General features: G+C 56.9%; 14 protein-coding genes, 2 pseudogenes and 1 other annotated feature. Of the genes and pseudogenes, 6 read left to right on the forward strand and 10 right to left on the reverse strand.

Annotated features, from left to right (window positions below):
• Nucleotides 1-20: 20 nt before the first annotated feature.
• The 10 genes and pseudogenes from LOKVESSMR4R_RS19585 to LOKVESSMR4R_RS19630 all read right to left on the reverse strand — a co-directional run bounded on the left by LOKVESSMR4R_RS19585 (nt 21) and on the right by LOKVESSMR4R_RS19630 (nt 12,296).
• Nucleotides 21-2,432 carry a TOTE conflict system archaeo-eukaryotic primase domain-containing protein gene (locus LOKVESSMR4R_RS19585; protein WP_420645924.1) on the reverse strand — a complete coding sequence of 804 codons (2,412 nt, stop codon included), beginning with the start codon at nt 2,430-2,432 and terminating at the stop codon, nt 21-23.
• A 296-nt stretch (nt 2,433-2,728) separates the two neighbouring features.
• Nucleotides 2,729-5,227: pseudogene (locus LOKVESSMR4R_RS19590) on the reverse strand (strawberry notch-like NTP hydrolase domain-containing protein); the annotation flags it as partial.
• Between the two features lie 3 nt (nt 5,228-5,230).
• A protein-coding gene (locus LOKVESSMR4R_RS19595; RefSeq protein WP_420645897.1) for an IS3 family transposase occupies nt 5,231-6,465 on the reverse strand; the annotation gives its coding sequence in 2 pieces (ribosomal slippage) (nt 5,231-6,168 and nt 6,168-6,465; 1,236 coding nt in all).
• Nucleotides 6,062-6,178: a sequence feature (AL1L pseudoknot), on the reverse strand. It overlaps the preceding gene by 117 nt.
• A 198-nt stretch (nt 6,466-6,663) precedes the next feature.
• Nucleotides 6,664-6,939, reverse strand: a complete 276-nt coding sequence (locus tag LOKVESSMR4R_RS19600; RefSeq protein WP_087213739.1) for a type II toxin-antitoxin system RelE/ParE family toxin — start codon at nt 6,937-6,939, stop codon at nt 6,664-6,666.
• Nucleotides 6,932-7,225 carry a type II toxin-antitoxin system RelB/DinJ family antitoxin gene (locus tag LOKVESSMR4R_RS19605; RefSeq protein WP_087213742.1) on the reverse strand — a complete coding sequence of 98 codons (294 nt, stop codon included), beginning with the start codon at nt 7,223-7,225 and terminating at the stop codon, nt 6,932-6,934. The genes LOKVESSMR4R_RS19600 and LOKVESSMR4R_RS19605 overlap by 8 nt, the downstream gene beginning before the upstream one ends.
• A gap of 68 nt (nt 7,226-7,293) precedes the next feature.
• Nucleotides 7,294-7,949, reverse strand: a pseudogene (locus LOKVESSMR4R_RS19610) (DUF6927 domain-containing protein).
• A gap of 101 nt (nt 7,950-8,050) precedes the next feature.
• Nucleotides 8,051-8,644, reverse strand: a complete 594-nt coding sequence (locus LOKVESSMR4R_RS19615) for a regulator (RefSeq protein WP_087213777.1) — start codon at nt 8,642-8,644, stop codon at nt 8,051-8,053.
• Between the two features lie 107 nt (nt 8,645-8,751).
• Nucleotides 8,752-10,734: a ParB/RepB/Spo0J family partition protein gene (locus LOKVESSMR4R_RS19620; protein ID WP_087213744.1), complete on the reverse strand. Its 1,983-nt coding sequence runs from the start codon at nt 10,732-10,734 to the stop codon at nt 8,752-8,754.
• Nucleotides 10,735-10,893: 159 nt separating this feature from the next.
• Complete coding sequence (locus LOKVESSMR4R_RS19625; RefSeq protein ID WP_087213746.1) at nt 10,894-11,283, reverse strand: DUF3768 domain-containing protein; 390 nt, start codon at nt 11,281-11,283, stop codon at nt 10,894-10,896.
• Nucleotides 11,284-11,381: 98 nt separating this feature from the next.
• Entirely contained in the window at nt 11,382-12,296 is a 915-nt protein-coding gene (locus LOKVESSMR4R_RS19630) for an ArdC family protein (protein WP_087213748.1), read from the reverse strand.
• Nucleotides 12,297-12,932: 636 nt separating this feature from the next.
• On the opposite strand from LOKVESSMR4R_RS19630, the gene LOKVESSMR4R_RS20355 reads away from it, so the two are divergent.
• From LOKVESSMR4R_RS20355 to LOKVESSMR4R_RS20365, 6 genes are all read left to right on the forward strand, one after another.
• On the forward strand, nt 12,933-13,049 hold the full coding sequence (locus LOKVESSMR4R_RS20355) for a site-specific integrase (RefSeq protein WP_123619008.1): 117 nt from the start codon (nt 12,933-12,935) through the stop codon (nt 13,047-13,049).
• Between the two features lie 39 nt (nt 13,050-13,088).
• A complete protein-coding gene (locus LOKVESSMR4R_RS19635; RefSeq protein ID WP_087213750.1) occupies nt 13,089-13,859 on the forward strand; it encodes a tyrosine-type recombinase/integrase in 771 nt (256 codons plus the stop codon).
• Nucleotides 13,860-13,968: 109 nt separating this feature from the next.
• Entirely contained in the window at nt 13,969-14,352 is a 384-nt protein-coding gene (locus LOKVESSMR4R_RS20360) for a hypothetical protein (protein WP_157898306.1), read from the forward strand.
• A gap of 259 nt (nt 14,353-14,611) precedes the next feature.
• Nucleotides 14,612-14,983, forward strand: a complete 372-nt coding sequence (locus LOKVESSMR4R_RS19650) for a helix-turn-helix domain-containing protein (protein WP_087213754.1) — start codon at nt 14,612-14,614, stop codon at nt 14,981-14,983.
• Nucleotides 14,967-15,542 carry an ImmA/IrrE family metallo-endopeptidase gene (locus LOKVESSMR4R_RS19655; protein ID WP_087213756.1) on the forward strand — a complete coding sequence of 192 codons (576 nt, stop codon included), beginning with the start codon at nt 14,967-14,969 and terminating at the stop codon, nt 15,540-15,542. The genes LOKVESSMR4R_RS19650 and LOKVESSMR4R_RS19655 overlap by 17 nt, the downstream gene beginning before the upstream one ends.
• A gap of 87 nt (nt 15,543-15,629) precedes the next feature.
• Nucleotides 15,630-16,295 carry a hypothetical protein gene (locus LOKVESSMR4R_RS20365; RefSeq protein WP_157898307.1) on the forward strand — a complete coding sequence of 222 codons (666 nt, stop codon included), beginning with the start codon at nt 15,630-15,632 and terminating at the stop codon, nt 16,293-16,295.
• The last annotated feature ends 52 nt before the right edge of the window (nt 16,296-16,347 follow it).

Raw genomic sequence — 16,347 nt, forward strand, 5'->3', positions numbered from 1 at the left:
GTCCCGCGTCCGGCGGGGCGCTATTCCATCACATAGCCGAGCGCCCGATAGCCTGTTCGTCGCTTGGTCGCCATTCTGGACAGGACCGGAACCGAACTGTCGACATAGTCGACCACCAGGACGTCTTTCTTTCCGTCATGTTGCCGATGCAACCTGCCGACATATTGCGCCAGCGTGCCTTTCCAGGCGATCGGCATGGTCAGGAACAGGGTGTCGAGCCGCGCATCATCGAAGCCCTCACCGATGTAGCGCCCTGTCGCGAGGATCAGCCGTTCCTCATCGTCATCGACAGTCAGCCCCGCATGCGCTGCCTTCCGGTCCTTTGCGGACATGCCGCCGCGGAGCACGATAATGTTTTTCGCAAATCGGGAGAACCGGTCCTGAAGATACTGGAGGTGATCCTTCCGTTCGGTCAGCACGATCGGCGAGCGTTTGGCCTCCAGTGATTTCAGCACATCGTCGAAGATCAGATCGTTTCGAGCAGGGTCCTCCGCTAACGCGGCATAAATTGCAGGTATGGATGGGCGCTCCGCCATGGCGAGGGGCTCCGGCAAACGGAATCTCGTGTGACGTTCACGCGCCCGATGGTGAATGCCGCTTTCGGCGGCCTGCGATTTGGCGCTCACCTGATGGCGCACGGGGCCGCATTGCATGAAGATGATCGGATGATGTCCGTCTTTTCGGACGACGGTCGCCGACAACCCGGTGACGTAGCGCGCCTTCGATCTGCGGGCGACCAGTTCAAAGCTTGACGCAGACAGATGATGGCATTCATCGACGATAAGGTGTCCGTAGTCGGCAACAATGTCGTCTACTTCGCCTTTGCGGACCAGGCTCTGGATCAGCGCCACGTCGATCACACCGGTAGGTTTGCGTTTGCCGCCGCCGATGGTGCCGATCAGCTTCGGGTCGATCTGCAGAAAGGACTTCAGCCGCTCGACCCATTGGTTTAGCAGTTCCCGGCGGTGAACCAGCACCAGTGTATTGCGTGCACGATGTGCGATCAGCGCCGCGGCCACGACCGTCTTGCCGAATGCGGTCGTGGCGGCAAGCACACCGGTATCATGTTCGGCCAGGGCGTCAAACGCGCGCGTTTGCGGCGGGCGAAGTTCGCCACGGAAGCGGACCGTCTCCGGCAAGCGGGTTCCGTCTGCACGTAAATCGTCCAGGTCGGCTGTCGCACCGTGATCGGACAGGAACCCGATCGCTTCGTCGAAGCAGCCGCGCGGCAGGGCGACGTGTCGGGGATGTAGTTCGGCACAGGACACAATTCGCGGCTTGCCGAATGTCGGCAGCCGCATCGCCTGGGCGCGATAGAATTCGGGGTTCTGGAACGCGGCCAGCCTGACCAGTTGGGCAATCATGGCCGAAGGCAGCTCTGACCGGTCGAGATAGATCTGGTCTGCGACTGTCACCTTGATGGTTTGCGGGATGGGCACATCCAGACGTCGTGGCGTGCTGTGGCGTGACGGAGACATCTTCCAGGGCTCATTCGCCTGTTCGTCATCCACCGGCATGCGCACGCCCAACACCCGCCCGGAAAGCTCCGCCGTTTCGACGAGGTCACTCACCGCTGACGCCGACATTCTCGGCAGGGAAGACAAAAAGGCCCACTGATCGTCAAATGGCCGCATTCCCGCGTCCACAAAGACGCTGTTGCCAGCCTTGCGCGCAGTGTTCTGAAGCGGCAGTGCGATCAGATTGCCGAAACCGCCGAGCGGCATGATATCCTGGTTTGGAAACAGCCGGTCATAGGAGGCAAAGCCAATCTCCGGCCGCCTTTCCATCGTTTCCGTGATCAAAACCGATCCGAGCTGGCGCGCCAGACGGGCGGACACGGGTTCTGAGAAGAAGATCCAGACATGACCGCCGTTGCCCGATCTCGACCGCTCCAGCGCTGCAGGGACTCCCTTTGCTCGGCAGGTTTCCAGCAGCGCACTGGCGTCTTCCGCCCAGGATGCCTTGTCAAAATCCGCAGCAAGAAACCAGCATGTATCACCCTGGAGCAGCGGGTAGACGCCCGCGACAAAATCCCCGCTGCGTCCATCATCACCGCGCAGGTGTTTTTCCATGATGCACTCATTCGGAGGGATGAATTTCTGATGTGGGCACTCGCCGCATTTGACCTTCGGCTTGCCGCAAATGCCTTTCACCCATTCGTTGGCACAAGCAGGCGAATATCCTGAGCGTTCGGTCTTCCTGTTTTCCCACCGCACAGGAAACACGTCAGGCCGACCGGCGAATAGACTTCGGAACAGATCGACCTTTTCATGCGACGGCGAACTGTTCGTCACCGGAGCGTCCTCGAAGGAAGGCTGTTTCACGGCTGGCGCGTGCTCAGCGGCGAGGCGAACCTCGAGGGACGCCATCTCGCGCTGAAGCTGCTGCCGTTCGGCATCCAGATTGGCTAGACGCGCTCGAACCCGCGCCATTTCCGCCTCGATGTTGCTCTTTTCTGCCACCGCGGTTTCCACCCAATCCTTTCCGTCCCGTCCAGCATAAAGCGGGAAAGCGGCTCGCGTAAGCAGGCTTTCTCGATCGTCAGCACGGCCGCCGAGCGGAGAGTTGGAGGGGGAGTTCATGGGGGATGTCCTTCTGCGGTTGAGAGCAGAGGCATCATGATTATCCAAAGTGGAAACCCGAAAATGAATCAGCAGAACAACAGGTTGAAATCCCGAACTCCGCATAACGGTGACGCGGCATATTATGTTTTATCCGGAGTTCCGGATAAAACATAGTCGCGCGGTGTCAATGCCCCCTCAACGAGTTCATCATCGGGGTCCATCATCTCCAAGCGGCGCTTCAAGAGGCTTTCGCCCGTCGAGACCACTTGGATAACGCAAGCATAACCATCGGATATATCCTGCTGAATAGCGCTGACAATTGACGGGGCTTTCATGCCCATCAGCAGATGATTGAAGAAGCGCTGCTTTGTGCTCTCGAACCGCGACTTGGCGGAGGCTTTTGCAGCGGAAGCATTTGTCTCGCCCGATGCGTCATTGACGCCTGTCGCGGTCAGCGCGGCCTCCAAGTTATGATGGATTGTGCGGAACGCGCCCGCATAAGCGTCATAGATTTCTGTTTGGGCAGGCGTCAGTGCATGCTCCAGCACATCGTATTCGACCCCGTCAAAACTCAGCGCCCGCGCCGTATAAAACCCGAGTGTTTTGAGATCGCGGGCCACCACCTCCATGGCCGCCACACCGCCCGCCTCCATCGCTGAGACAAAGCTCTCGCGGCTGGGGAACGGATATTCTGGCCCTTGGCCCCAGAGCCCGAGCCGGGAGGCATAGGCGAGATTGTGGACAGATGTGGCCCCCGTCGCCGAAACATAGAAGACGCGAGCGCGCGGGGTGGCGAGTTGCAGGCGCAGCCCTGCAAGACCCTGCTGGGACGGTTTCGCCCCCCTGCCCTGCTCCGATCCAGCCGCATTTTGCATCGCATGGGCCTCGTCAAAAGCGAGCACACCATCGAAGTCGTCACCCATCCAGTCGAGAAGCTGGTTCAGGCGCGTGGTGCCGCATTTGCCGGCAGACCGCAGCGTTGCGTAGGTGACGAACAAGATGCCGTCGCCCATGGTGACAGGCTGGTCGGGCTTCCATTTCGAGAGCGGTTGGATATCGGCGGGCGAGCCGCCGAGGTCAGTCCAGTCGCGCACAGCGTCCTCAATCAGCGTTGCGGATTTTGACACCCAGACAGCTTTGCGCCGCCCAGAGAGCCAATTGACCAGAATAAGGCCTGCGCACTCGCGGCCCTTGCCGCAACCGGTGCCATCCCCGAGGAAATAGCCCAAGCGGTAAGCACGGGCCGCCGCCTCCTCATCACTGCGCAGCATCTTGGTTTGGTCGTCATCTATGGTGAACTTGCCGGGCAAATCGCGCGCATGGGCATCGTTGGCCATGATGATGGTTTCCAGCTGGGCCTCAGAGAGAGGGCCCTCTGCAATCAAGCGGTTTGGCAAGCGCAGACCCTCGGCGGCCAGCAAGGAAGGCACGGGTGGTGCGACCGAGGCCATGGCAATGCTTTCAACCAGCGGCGTTGGGTGTTCCTGTGCGCCGACGATATCGATCCGCTGCGGGCGATAACGGGCGTAGATCTCGGAAATGGGGGTGTTTTCACGAGGCGTCTCAAGCGTAGCGAACGACAGCGGTGTTGCTGCGTGTTTTGGCGTTTTGGCGGCAGATGCCGTTGATGCGACAGGCTTGCGCGCCTTGTAAGGCGCTGATCCCATCAGAGGGCGACCGACATTCAATGAGCGTGCCGCCGTCACAGGCGCTACAATCGCGCGCACTTTGGCAATCTGGTCGACGATACTGACCGCCGCGTCGAGATCGTCGACAGAGGCGCGGATTATCTCGACGTCATCATCGACCTTATCAAAGACCATCAGCTGGGTATCCACGCTGGTGCCAAGCTTGCGATAGACATGGCCGGGGATGGTCAGGGCCAGGCTCGGCGTGAGAAGGCTCATTGCCCGCTTCCAATGTGCTGTGTCGCGCTCAGGGGTGAAGCCCATCGGCATGATCGCAACAAGACGCCCGCCGGGTGCCAATCGTTTCGCGGCTCCGATGAGATGCTTGGCCGCAATGTGCTTGTCGCGGGAGCGATCGACCGAGGATGCAAACGGCGGGTTCATCACGATAACGCTGGGGGCTGTTGTTGATGTCAGCAGATCATCGATATGTTCGGCGTCATGTCCGCTCGCCTGCGCGTCGAACACCACATCGAGCAGCCGCTGGCGAAATGGATCGACTTCGTTGAGCATGAGCTTGGCATCTGCCCGTTTCATGAGCCCCGCCAGCGAGCCTGTTCCCGCAGAGGGTTCCAGCACCGTCTCACCGTGGCGGATCGCCGCCGCGCGCACGGCGAGGGCCGCGTAAGGAAGCGGGGTCGAGAACTGTTGCAGTCGGATCTGTTGCTCGGACCGGCGGGTTTCGGTCAAAAGTCGCATCGCGAGGTTCTTGGCAGCACCAATTGGGTCTGACCCGCTCGCATCCAAGAAAAGCGTTTGAACAGCCGCAGCCTGCATCATGTCATAGGCCATGCGCCAGTTCCATGCACCGCTTGCATCGCTACCGCCAAAGGCGTCGCGCATGATCTTTGAAAGAGAGGAACTGCGCAGAGGGCCGCGCGCGAGCTCGGCGGCGATCAGCGAGAGGGCTGTTTTAAGCTGGGCGTTAGATGGTGTTTGAACCGCCCCGGGTTTACCGGAGAGTTTGTGGTTCAATGATTACGCTGCTTTTTCGTCAACGTTCAAGTTTGCGTAGAATGCCTCCTCTGCTTCGTTCGGTGTAATGTATCCGATGGCGCTGTGCAGGCGCGTTTTGTTATACCAGTCGACCCACTTGAGAGTTTCCCATTCGACTTGGCCGACCGATTTCCATGGACCGAGAAACTTGATGACCTCGGTCTTGAACAGGCCGATGATGCTTTCGGCCAGGGCGTTATCGTAGCTGTCACCAACGCTGCCCACCGAAGTATCAATCCCAGCCTCGGCCAGCCGTTCGGTGTATCGGATCGACAGGTATTGGCTGCCACGATCGCTGTGGTGGATGAGCTTGTCCGCCTCGGACGGGGCGCGCTGGCAGATGGCCTGGTTCAAGGCATCGAGCACGAAACCGGTGGTCATCGAGGTCGAGACGCGCCAGCCGACGATTTTGCGGGCGAAGACGTCGATGACGAAGGCCACATAGACCATGCCCTGCCAGCTGGAGACATAGGTGAAGTCACTGACCCAGAGCTGGTTCGGCATAGCGGCCACGAAAGCCCGGTTCACCTTGTCGTCCGGGCAAGGTTGTGCCGTATCGGGGTTGGTCGTGGTCACTTTCTTGCCCCGCACAACCCCTTGTAATCCCATAGCCTTCATAAGCCGCTCCACAGTGCAGCGAGCGATATCGTGCCCGCTGCGGCGTAACTGGTGCCAAACCTTGCGCGCGCCGTATCGGCCCCGACTGCCATCGAAGGCCTCTTTTATGGCGGCCATGTCCAGTTGATCCTGCTTAGCCCGATCCGATGCCAGGTCCGGATCACGCTCCACGGCCTTGAGGGCGTAATACGTCGATGGTGCGATCCCCAGAACCCGGCAGATCGGCTCGACACCATGGACACGACGGTGATCGTCGATGAACACGATCATTTGCGAAACGGGCGGTCGAGCTCCGCCGCTGCGAAATATGCGCTGGCCTTCTTCAGGATCTCGTTGGCCTGGCGCAGTTCACGGACCTCACGCTCAAGTTCCTTGATCCGATCCTTCTCGGCAATTGTCAGCCCAGCCCGCTGCCCGGCATCGCGTTCGGCCTGCTGACACCAGACGCGCAGGCTGTCCGGTGAACAGCCAAGCTTCGGCGCAATTGCCTTATAGGCTGCCGTGTCGCTGGCATAGTCAGCACGGTTCTCTCTGAAAAGCCGAACACCACGTTCACGCAGTTCGGCAGGATAGGCGGGGGTATGTCGATTCTTTGTCATAGGGTTCATCCTTTGAGTGTTTTACTCTCCGGTAAACCCAGGGCGGTTCAGTTTGATAGGAGTGCTTGGTGTCGGCGTGGGCCATGATTTCTGTCCTTTGTGATCCGGTTTGAGGTTCACAGGACAAAAAGCCCCCTTTGCACTTTGTGAGTGCCGAGAGGGCTTCTATTTATCTGAATGGCTTTGAAACGTGCCGACCTATGGCCATTGCTGAGCTGCGTGCAGCACCCGCAAGATCACTATGGCACTTGGGTCGTCAGCATAGATCACGATGTAATTTGGACGCACAACCATTTCCCGGGTGCCGTCAACACGTCCCACACGGTACATCTGGGGGCGCTCAGGCAACCTTGATGTCTTGGCCTCGATTTCGTCCTTGAGAGCTTGGGCCGCATCTGGATTGTCGTCAGAAATGTAGTCGATAATTGCCAGCAGATCAGCGATGGCCGTGGCCTTCCACTCAAGATCAGGCACGGCGCTTCTTGTCAATCATCGCCTGAGCGTCTTGCATTACCTGAGCCTGCGGTGTTGTCGGCCGTGGGTCGTCCAATGCTTCTTGCACCTTGGAGCGGAACCATGCGTCATAGGCGTCTGGATCTGCTGTCAGTCCCGCCGGCAACCCGCCCTCCGCGGCTACACGGGTCAAGAGGATGCGAACGGCATCCGAGAGTGTCAGGCCGACGCCCGAGAGCGCATCCGAGGCCTGCGCTTTAAGCTGATCATCAACACGGACATGGATCATGGATGTTTGAGCGGGCATATGGATCTCCTTTGGATATTGCTGTATCTCAAATGAGATACGCAATCAAGGTGCTAGAGAGTTCCACTCTATGCATCCTGCCCCGCAAAAAACTCCGCCAACACCGCACTGCCCTCAGCCATTTCGCGACTGATGAGGGTCGATCCCGCCAGTGACGCCTTTGAGAGCCGCACGAGGCTGCCAGTTTCCTCAATACGGTAGCAGCGCCGTTTTTGACGCCCGCGCCTGTAATGGGTTGCTGTGACGATCTGACAGGTACTGCCATCGCTGAGTGTCACAGGGGAGGCGAGTTTGATCTTGTCGCCCTCTGCGTAGTCGGGGATCGTGGCCCAGTCTCGACACCGCTGCCGCCAAGCGTGGGCATAGCTGCCGGGGTCTTTCAACTCGGACAGGAGATTAAAAAGGCTCAGCGGCGCGCGGGATTCGCAAGGACCAGCGCTTTCCTCCATGTCCTTGTAGCCCAGCACCCTTCGTCATACCGCGTCAGAAACACCGCACCGAAGGTGAACGACCCGTCTTTGTCGATCACATAGGTTCGATCCTCCAAAGGCATGGGATCAAGGCTCTCAACCTTTGCTGCCGCATACCACGTCAAGCCAACTTTGCTGGCTTTAATCAGTGTCGTGCGGCGCGTATCTGTCTCGAAGGTGCAGAGACGCGTGATCTCTGACTTCTCATCGGCGTAGGTCTGAACTCGTCGGTCCGTGTAAAAGAGCCATCCCATTTCAGAGTCCTTTCTTTCATAGAAAATTAATTTGTCGCCAATGTCCCGAGAGTGCCGAAGGCATGGCAGGGTATTGGCGATGCGAGTGAAGAAAGGGCGCGTTACGCTGCCCTCCGGTCTTCTAGCTCCATGAGTGCATCAAGCGGCACGCGATACGGCTGCATTGCATCGAAGTCCTCGCAGTTGCCGCAGTTCTGAACGATGGCAAAGGTGTCGCAGGCGTCCTTGAGGACCACTCGGAATGTGCCACCCAAGCCTGACGGAACCTCATAGGTTCCGCCAATCAGGAAGTCTGAGGCGCGACGGACGAAGACGCGGATGGAATGACCATCGGTTGCCAGTCGGATGGCCCCCTGCCCCCGATCGATAAGTGTCTGCACATCATCAAGGATGTCTGTGTAGAACTGCCCGGTTAGATCGCGGAACGCCATTTGACGTTGTGCCATCCAATCGCTGTCCCGAAACGGATTGATGCCGTTAGCAAAGGCAAAGCTGGGATCGGACTGTTCTGTGGTGACAATACGGGTGGTAGAGCCGTCGATACCGTTGGAACGCAGATGCACACCGTTCCCAACGATGAGGATCAGGGCGGGCTTGTCGACTGGCCCGTTCCAATTGGGCAGGAAGGTTGAACACGAGCGCGCATGCGTGATTTGCGCCGCGACAGCGGACGCAGAGAACTTGAGAATAGCCATGAGGATGTCTTTCATATACGGCGGCCTGAGCCGCTTGTTTCTGGGAGTTGTTGGGGAGTGGGATGACCCGCGTCTGGTTGTTCCCAAGCGCGGGTCGCCTCAATGGATCAGGCGGCTTTTGCCTGAACCGTCTCTGCTGGAGCGGTCTCTTCCTGCGCATCGACAGCCAAGCTGATGCCACCAGTCGTTTGCATCATCGGCGGGCACCATGCAGCGACTGCCGCGTGTTGTGCCTCTGTGAGCGTCGCAAAGGGCTCGGCGAAGAGCTTGTCGCAGAATGCGACGATCTCTTTCTTGCTCATGGAGGCCAGTGTCACCGCCTCCTGTGCAAGGCCGAGATCTTCGCCAAGGATTTTGAGCAGCCACGCCTTCTTGAACCGGTTGAACAGCGCCGCGTTTGGCGTCCAATGCGCACGAATGTCAGGCATCACCTCGATCTCGAAATCAAACATCAAGCTGTCACTCTGAACGCTGCGGGCAAAACAAGATTGCGTGGTGCTGGCCGTGGCATAGGCGACCAGTTTGGCCTTCTCGCCCGCCTCAAGGGCGCGGAACGCCGCAAACTGATCTGCCGGAGATTTCGCCCCACCCGCCCAGGACAGATCGAGCGCATCATGCGCCTCGGCCACCTGTTCTAGAGATGTGCCATCAATCTCATCCATCTTGGCATGGCTGCGGTATTCCTTGCGGGCCTCGACCTTGACGGCGTGGGTTGCGCTCATGCCGCCAAGCACGTCCGTGACCAGTTTGAACAAGGTCAGATCGAGCGTAGCTTCGGGATGGAGCGTCATGGCAGCCCCGAGTGCCATTGCCCGTTCGGCCTTGAGGTCTTGGGTCAGTGAGGCGGGATAGACGATTGCGTCTGCGCCCTGCCCTTCTACCTCATTGGATGTGCCGCCGGTGCTGGTTGTCTGCGTTGTCGCCTCGGGCTTGTCCTCTGGCCGTACCAGACCGACATGCAGCGTAATTTTGCCGTTTGACCACGATGCGATAACCCCACCCTGCGCAAGATCCTCTGCACTGTAGGCCTCCTGCAGATCCCGCGCCTCTTCTTCGAGCGCATCCACGCGATCGTAGAGGGCGTTGTAGGCATCAGTCTCAAGGGTCTCATCCTCCATTTCGAGTTGCAGTTTCTCGAGCTCCTCCGTGATCGCATCCACGCGCTTTTGACCATCGGCATCAGGCTCGATCGGACCGGGATAGACGCGACCATAGTCTGCCATCGTTGCATAATCGTAGCGTACCAACGCTTCGGCCCACGCAAATCCCAATTGCGCCCGCGCCTCCTCCGCAGCGGCGGTGAGTTTTTCGACCATGATGGCCTCGACCAGCGCTGTGTCTTCCAACACCGAATGCTCCTCGAGGAGATCGGCAGCGATGGGACCACCCCGCGCCTCATAGTCCTCGCGCACAAAGGCGCCGATATCGTCGCTCACTTGCACACCGCGGGCCTTGAGCGCCTGACGCACTGTATAGGCCTGCACATAGCTGTCAGCGCTTGTTAGAGCCTCATATACCTCAAGCTGCACGTCCTGGCTTGGATGATCCGCGAAGGCCTTCATGGTATCGAGGGTGATCGTCTTGGCGCGCGCGGCTGCGCGGATGTTGGGATGGATAAGACCGTAGCGCAAACGGCCTTTGACGGCGGCAATGGTCGTCCCGAAGGTCTTGGCGATGGTGTCTGGCGATTGCCCGTCGACTTCCATCATGCGCGCAAACGCTTCGAACTCGTCGATAGCATTCATCGGGGCCTGCGTGATGTTCTCTGCCAGCGATAGGGCCGTGGTCACATCGCAGTTGTCCGGCACCAAGCGGCATTCGATCTTCGTCTTGTTGGTGAAGCCCTTGGCGGTTTTGTCGGCGACCAGTTCATTCAAGGCAGCGCGACGTCGACCACCTGCCAAGACGCCGAACTTGCCATCGATCTTTTGAACCAGCAGCGGTTGGATGATGCCCAGAACGCCAATGCTGGCCGTGAGGTGGGCGATAGCCTCTGTCTCGTAAGTTTCAGGTGAATTGCTGCGCACATTGGCAGGATGCGATGTGAGATCGCCAATGGCGACCGAGATGGATTTGAGTGCATGTGTCATGTGATGTCCTTGTTGAGATGTTTGCGCCGCCCCGAACATTCGGAACGGCCTGACCAATCCCCGGGTTTGAGGATCACATGGGCATTGGGCCCGCCTTCCCTTTGGAAGGGTCAGCGGGCCTTCAAATTGTGCTTCGTTTGTGAGGTTAGGCCCCCAACCCTACCAGTCGGACGCCATCATGATGGTGAGCACGCGCACGGTGGTTGCGGGATTGTCAGGGGTCTCAGCACCGTAGCGGAAATCGCTATCCGCCTCATAAAGATCAATCTTCCAGAAGACCTTTTGCCCCCTGATATCAACGGCCCCGAAGTCGTGGCATCCGTCAGGATCATTCTCGGCTTCAAAGGTGTCGAACTCACCTGTTGCTTTGACCGCCTCAGCCATGAAGCCATCCTCGGCCTCTGCAAGAGACCGTGTGACATGCATACGGCCGACAATGGGCTGATCCGGCGCAATGCCAAGGCAGGCGAGTTTACGGAAGGCCTCGTTGTGCGCGGCAATCACAGTGATATCGGGGCGATCTGTTGTCGAGGCTTGGGAAGTGGTCATGGGTCTGTCCTTTCGAGAAAATTGAAAACACAAAACCCAAAGCTTGCTTTCTCTTTGCAATCGCCGGTATGGCCTAGATCGCCCGCCCCTCCCTTCAGTTACGCCGCCTTTGCCCCCTGCCCCGCCTCCGATGCGGCGACAAGATAATCACATGCTTTCTGCGCATCCGCCGCATGTTTGAAGATCGCCCGTTTATCAGATCGGAGCACGCGGACCCAATTGTCGAGATAGGCCGCATTCATCTCCAGCGTGTGGGCAGAAAACCCCAGCTTTTGACCCAGAAACACCGTACAGAGCTCAGCCACAATTTCCTCGCGCGCATAGGCCGTGTTTCCGAATTTCGCATCCCCATAGCTACGGTTGAGCCTATGCCTTGCCTTTGTCCAATGGGCGAGTTCATGACCCCAGACGGAATAGAAATTGAGCGGGTTTTCGAAGTGTTCGATCGCAGGCAGGTACATCTTGTCCAGAACGGCCATATACGACGCCTCGCGACCTGAAAAGCTAACCGTCGCGCCAATGGCCTCGAAGAAGGCTTGCATGTGTGGGATTGGTTTGCGTTCTGGATGATCCGGCAGTTCTGGCGGCTTGGGATGAAAACGGACATCCAACCCCTCGATCTGATCAGCGTTGAACACGCGGTAGGATTTCATGAAGGGGATCGTCTTGGGGTCGTTCGCTTCGTCCTCGGCTGCATCTTTGTTGCGGTCGCGCTCCGTGGTCCCGTAATAGACTACAACAGACGATTTTGATCCCTTGACGATCTTGGCATCCAGTTCATTGGCCTGTCGCAGGGTCATCCAATAGGGCGAGGTATACCCTGCCATCATGGTGCGCATGGTCAGCAAGAAATTGTTGATGCCCTGATAGGGCTCGCCGTTCTGCCGCAGCGGCACCGCACTGCCGCCAACCTGCCAGGGTTTGCGCCAGGGCAGAACGCCCCGATCAATGATGCTGATAAGCTCATTCGTGATTGACGCGACTGCGTCGAATTTGGGTTTAGATTTTGCCATGAGTGTTCTCCGGAACTGGGAGCGCGTGGTAACCACGCGCGGATTGGAGATTGGTTCGAGGGATTTCCAACGCGTGATGGCGGGGCCCACCAGGACCCCTGCCAGACCCCTCCCCCAAACTCCGGATCCGACAAAACCCAAAGCCTGCTTTCACTTTCCCGAGCCAAGAAAATCAAACTTCAGCGCCTTCAGCACTAGACATCGAAAAATCCAGAGTCAGGGCATATCGATGACCGGGAATCTTAAGTTTCTTCCGGTTCAGCTGAAAAGTTATGCAACATGCGCCCGGCTCAATGCTGCAATGCAATAAAATCTTAGATCGACCATTGTGCAGTCGCAGCATGTTACCTATCTTGAATTTTAGAGATTGGTTCTACCTCCTCCCAGAGCCAATCCAAACTCCTCCCAGAGCCAATCCAAAGTAATAGGCGGCATCCACCTCCTCCCGGATGCCGCCTTTATTTTGCTCAACGCAGGAATGTTATAGTTACCCGAGCTCACCAATTTGCTGACAACGTAGGCAAATTCAAATTAGCGATAAGGAGGGCCCATTATCGTTACTGGCTGAAGGAGCCCCAATTTCAACGATACCGACGAACGTGATGCATTGGCCGGACACCTCAACAGGAGTCCAACATGCCCCCTCTCGATCACAAAGATTTCGTCAATTCCTGCCGCGATGAACGCGGCGTCGGCCATCACACGCTGCGGGCCTATGCCCAAGATCTGCGCACCTTTGCGCGCTTCACCTAGATCCACAGGCTCACGGATCCGCTGTCGAAAGACGACATCTTGGACTACCACCGCCATCTGCGTGATGACCTAGAGGCCAAGCCCGCAACCATTGAGCGGCGGCTGGTTACCCTCAAGTCGTACTTTGCCTGGCGCGCAGATCGGAATTGTGCCCTGCCCTCCCCGTTCGCCGATGTGCGCATTGCAGTGCGGATAACAAGGCGCCTGCCGCGCCCCATCGAAAGGGACACCCTCAAAGCCGTTTTGAAATCGCCCGTTGGTGTGGCCGATGCCCTAACCGCCAAACCAACGCCATGCGCGATGCAAGACATCACAATCCTGATGATCAAGCTGCTCATCGTAACCGGTCTCCGGATCAGCGAACTTACCAATCTGAGGCTCGGCGATGTCTCCACCGACGCCTGCCAAATGATCGTGCGCGGCAAAGGCAATAAGGAACAGATTGTGTTTGTACCAAATGCGGAGTTGCAGGCCGCGTTTCGACGGTACTGCACCTACCGCGCCAAGCACGGTTCGTTGAAATCGCCGCTTTTTCTGAACGCGGTTGGTCGCCGGCTGCGGTCGCAGACGTTCCGGAAACGGCTGCGCGTGCTGTCAAAACGATTGGGCATCATGCCACATCTGACGCCGCACCGGTTCCGGCATTCGGCGGCAACGCTGCTCATCGAGGAAGGCATCGATATTCGTATGGTTCAGGCTTTGTTGGGGCACGCCAGCCTCAAGACCACGGAGATCTATGTGAGGGTTTCGAACCATGCACTACGACGCGCGCTCGAAAGGGCCGATGTCCTAAATGCATTAGTTGAGTAATATCGATACGCTCTATCGTTTTCTAGTTTCGCCATTGCTGCTTAAACTCTTCATCAAACCAGAGCTCGGCGTCCGCTGACGCACCACGAACGGAGCGAAAGTTCAGGTAGTGGCCGTATCCTTTTTGATCCAGCCAAGACTTGAAAGTAAGAAAACTTGGTTCGCTTTCTGCCGCGCGTGGAATGTCGACTTCATCCCCCCAAACATGGCACAGGTGCCTGATCACGGGTTCCGCCTCACTCTTCTTCATTGTCAAATTCCTAATAAACGAGCAGTAATTCACAGGCATGCAGCCTCGGCCAATGAGATGCGCCAGTTTTTGTACTTTCACCGCTCATTTCTTGCCCTGATCAAATCAATTGTTCAAATGTTTGATGGCAAAGCTGCAGGAGATGAAGCCTCAGCCTTGCCATCGCTCGGTTCACGCATTGCCTCGAACTTCATCCGTCGCGCATCGTGGTGCGGGGATTGCGAGCGCCATATCCAGAGCTGACAAACTTGCCCGAGACAGCACTACGTGTTGCACCGTGAGTTGATCCACCACCAACTCTTTCACTCACTGTTGTGCGTGGACTGCGATTTGCGTGAGCTTTCGTAACGAAGCGTCCAGATATGGTGCTTCGGGCACGAGTGCCACTTCCTTTTTTAGCCATGTGATTTCCTTTCATTTGCTAGGATGACGTTATGTTGCTAGGTAGCAATTGCTGTATATCCGATTCCCGGTATATTGCAACAATGAAACGGGAGATCACATGTCGAATTTTTTTGATGCTGAAGGATTCTATGCGGCCCTCGACGCCATCAGACGCGACCGGGAGATATCTTGGAAGAAAGTTGCAGAAAAAGCCAAGGTGTCTGCCTCGACGCTTACCCGCATGGGACAAGGGAAACGCCCCGACGTTGATAGCCTCGCGGCACTCGCCTCGTGGTCAAGCCTTGATGTGAGCCAATTCTATCGGACCGAAACGATGACACGATCGCAAAAGGATACCTTAGCCGAGATCACAACACTCTTACGGGCCGACAGGAACATCAAGGGTGAAGACGCCCAGACGATGGAACTGATGATTAAGACGCTGTATGAAGACATGAGGAAACGTAGGGCGGATGGCGCACAAGTTTAAGCACGGATTCAAGGCAGAGGCAGAGCGATACGCCGAAGAGTTTCGAGGTGAACTGAACCTCGAGCCACATGCTCCCCTGTGTCCGAGAAAACTCGCCAAACATCTGGGCGTTCCGATATTTGGGATTATGAAAAACAGCTGCCTTCCACCAGAGATTCCAAATTACTGGGCCAGCCATCCCGATGATCCCTTCTCGGGATTGATCATCTCTGACGGTAGCTACAGGGAAATCCATCACAACGATTTTAGTCACCCACGCCGACAAAATTCAGATTTGGCCCACGAGCTTGCTCACGTCATCTTAGGACACGACATGGACGTTCCAATCAAAGAGAACGGCGAGTGCGCCTATGATCGCAATATTGAAGAAGAGGCCAAGTGGTTCGGTGCGACACTTCTGTTACCCAAAAAGGCAACAGTTTTCATGGTCATAAATGGTTATTCAAGGCCACAAATCGAAGATGAATACCAGGTTAGCTGGCAACTCTATCGGTATCGGGTTGGTGTAACAGACGCGGTGCGCGCATCAAAAAACATCCGTCGAAGAAACGTCGCGTAACATTTTCTTCTGCTCACTCGTCAGAGCGACCTCATCTCGGCAAGCCGACTAGCAAATGAGTCGTTCAATTAAGAAGGAAGCCCATACGTGCCGCACAAGTCAAAGACAGATTTTCTACGAGGCGTTCGCGAATTCAACCCGAGTGCCTATGGCACCCCAGGTACGGCGAAGGAAGCAGCACGCCTGAAAGCCAAGGTTGATGAGTACGACGCTCAGTCCGGAGGAACTTGGAATTACGACAGCCTTTATTCAACTTGCATATCTCATTTAAAAGGCATTCCACACGAACAGGCCGAGAAATTTCTGGCCTCTCATGAAGGTCCCGGCGAGGCGAAATCGAAACTGTCGATTTTCCAAGCGATGCGCAAATCGATACCATTTGATCATGCGCAATATGTTGAAACCGGCGGAAAAACGGTTTCTTTCGGTCAACAAGAGGCAACCATTGCGCCAGACTTTAGCTACAAAACAGATAAAGGTATATTTTGCGTTTTTGTATATCCTTACAAACAGCCTGCGCTGAAACAAAACCAACGGATGGCGATAGTCAACACGCTTGCGTCGCCACCCCATTCCGAGCCGCACTTTCTCCAACTTGTTGAGTATTCCGAGATAGCGGGACAGCGCCGTGCAGTGATTGAAACATTTGAGTTTTCATACCGAAGCATGGACGAGAACTTCCTTCTGCACATGTCTGGCTTTTACGAAGCTCTCGACACACCTTCGGGCACGGGCGACTTATTTGGCTCATGATTTTGATCCCTGCTTTTTTGCTCCCAAGCCACTTTGCAAGAGAAATTCCGGA

Origin of the sequence: Yoonia vestfoldensis (assembly GCF_002158905.1) — a bacterium.
GTDB lineage: Bacteria > Pseudomonadota > Alphaproteobacteria > Rhodobacterales > Rhodobacteraceae > Yoonia > Yoonia vestfoldensis_B.

Excerpts from the sequence above, each read along its gene's own strand:
- LOKVESSMR4R_RS19585 (WP_420645924.1), bottom strand. The coding sequence starts at position 2,432 with ATGGCGCGGGTTCGAGCGCGTCTAGCCAATCTGGATGCCGAACGGCAG.
- LOKVESSMR4R_RS19605 (WP_087213742.1), bottom strand. The coding sequence starts at position 7,225 with ATGCCCGCTCAAACATCCATGATCCATGTCCGTGTTGATGATCAGCTT.
- LOKVESSMR4R_RS19615 (WP_087213777.1), bottom strand. The coding sequence starts at position 8,644 with ATGGCTATTCTCAAGTTCTCTGCGTCCGCTGTCGCGGCGCAAATCACG.
- LOKVESSMR4R_RS19620 (WP_087213744.1), bottom strand. The coding sequence starts at position 10,734 with ATGACACATGCACTCAAATCCATCTCGGTCGCCATTGGCGATCTCACA.
- LOKVESSMR4R_RS19625 (WP_087213746.1), bottom strand. The coding sequence starts at position 11,283 with ATGACCACTTCCCAAGCCTCGACAACAGATCGCCCCGATATCACTGTG.
- LOKVESSMR4R_RS19630 (WP_087213748.1), bottom strand. The coding sequence starts at position 12,296 with ATGGCAAAATCTAAACCCAAATTCGACGCAGTCGCGTCAATCACGAAT.
- LOKVESSMR4R_RS20355 (WP_123619008.1), top strand. The coding sequence starts at position 12,933 with ATGCCCCCTCTCGATCACAAAGATTTCGTCAATTCCTGCCGCGATGAA.
- LOKVESSMR4R_RS19650 (WP_087213754.1), top strand. The coding sequence starts at position 14,612 with ATGTCGAATTTTTTTGATGCTGAAGGATTCTATGCGGCCCTCGACGCC.
- LOKVESSMR4R_RS19655 (WP_087213756.1), top strand. The coding sequence starts at position 14,967 with ATGGCGCACAAGTTTAAGCACGGATTCAAGGCAGAGGCAGAGCGATAC.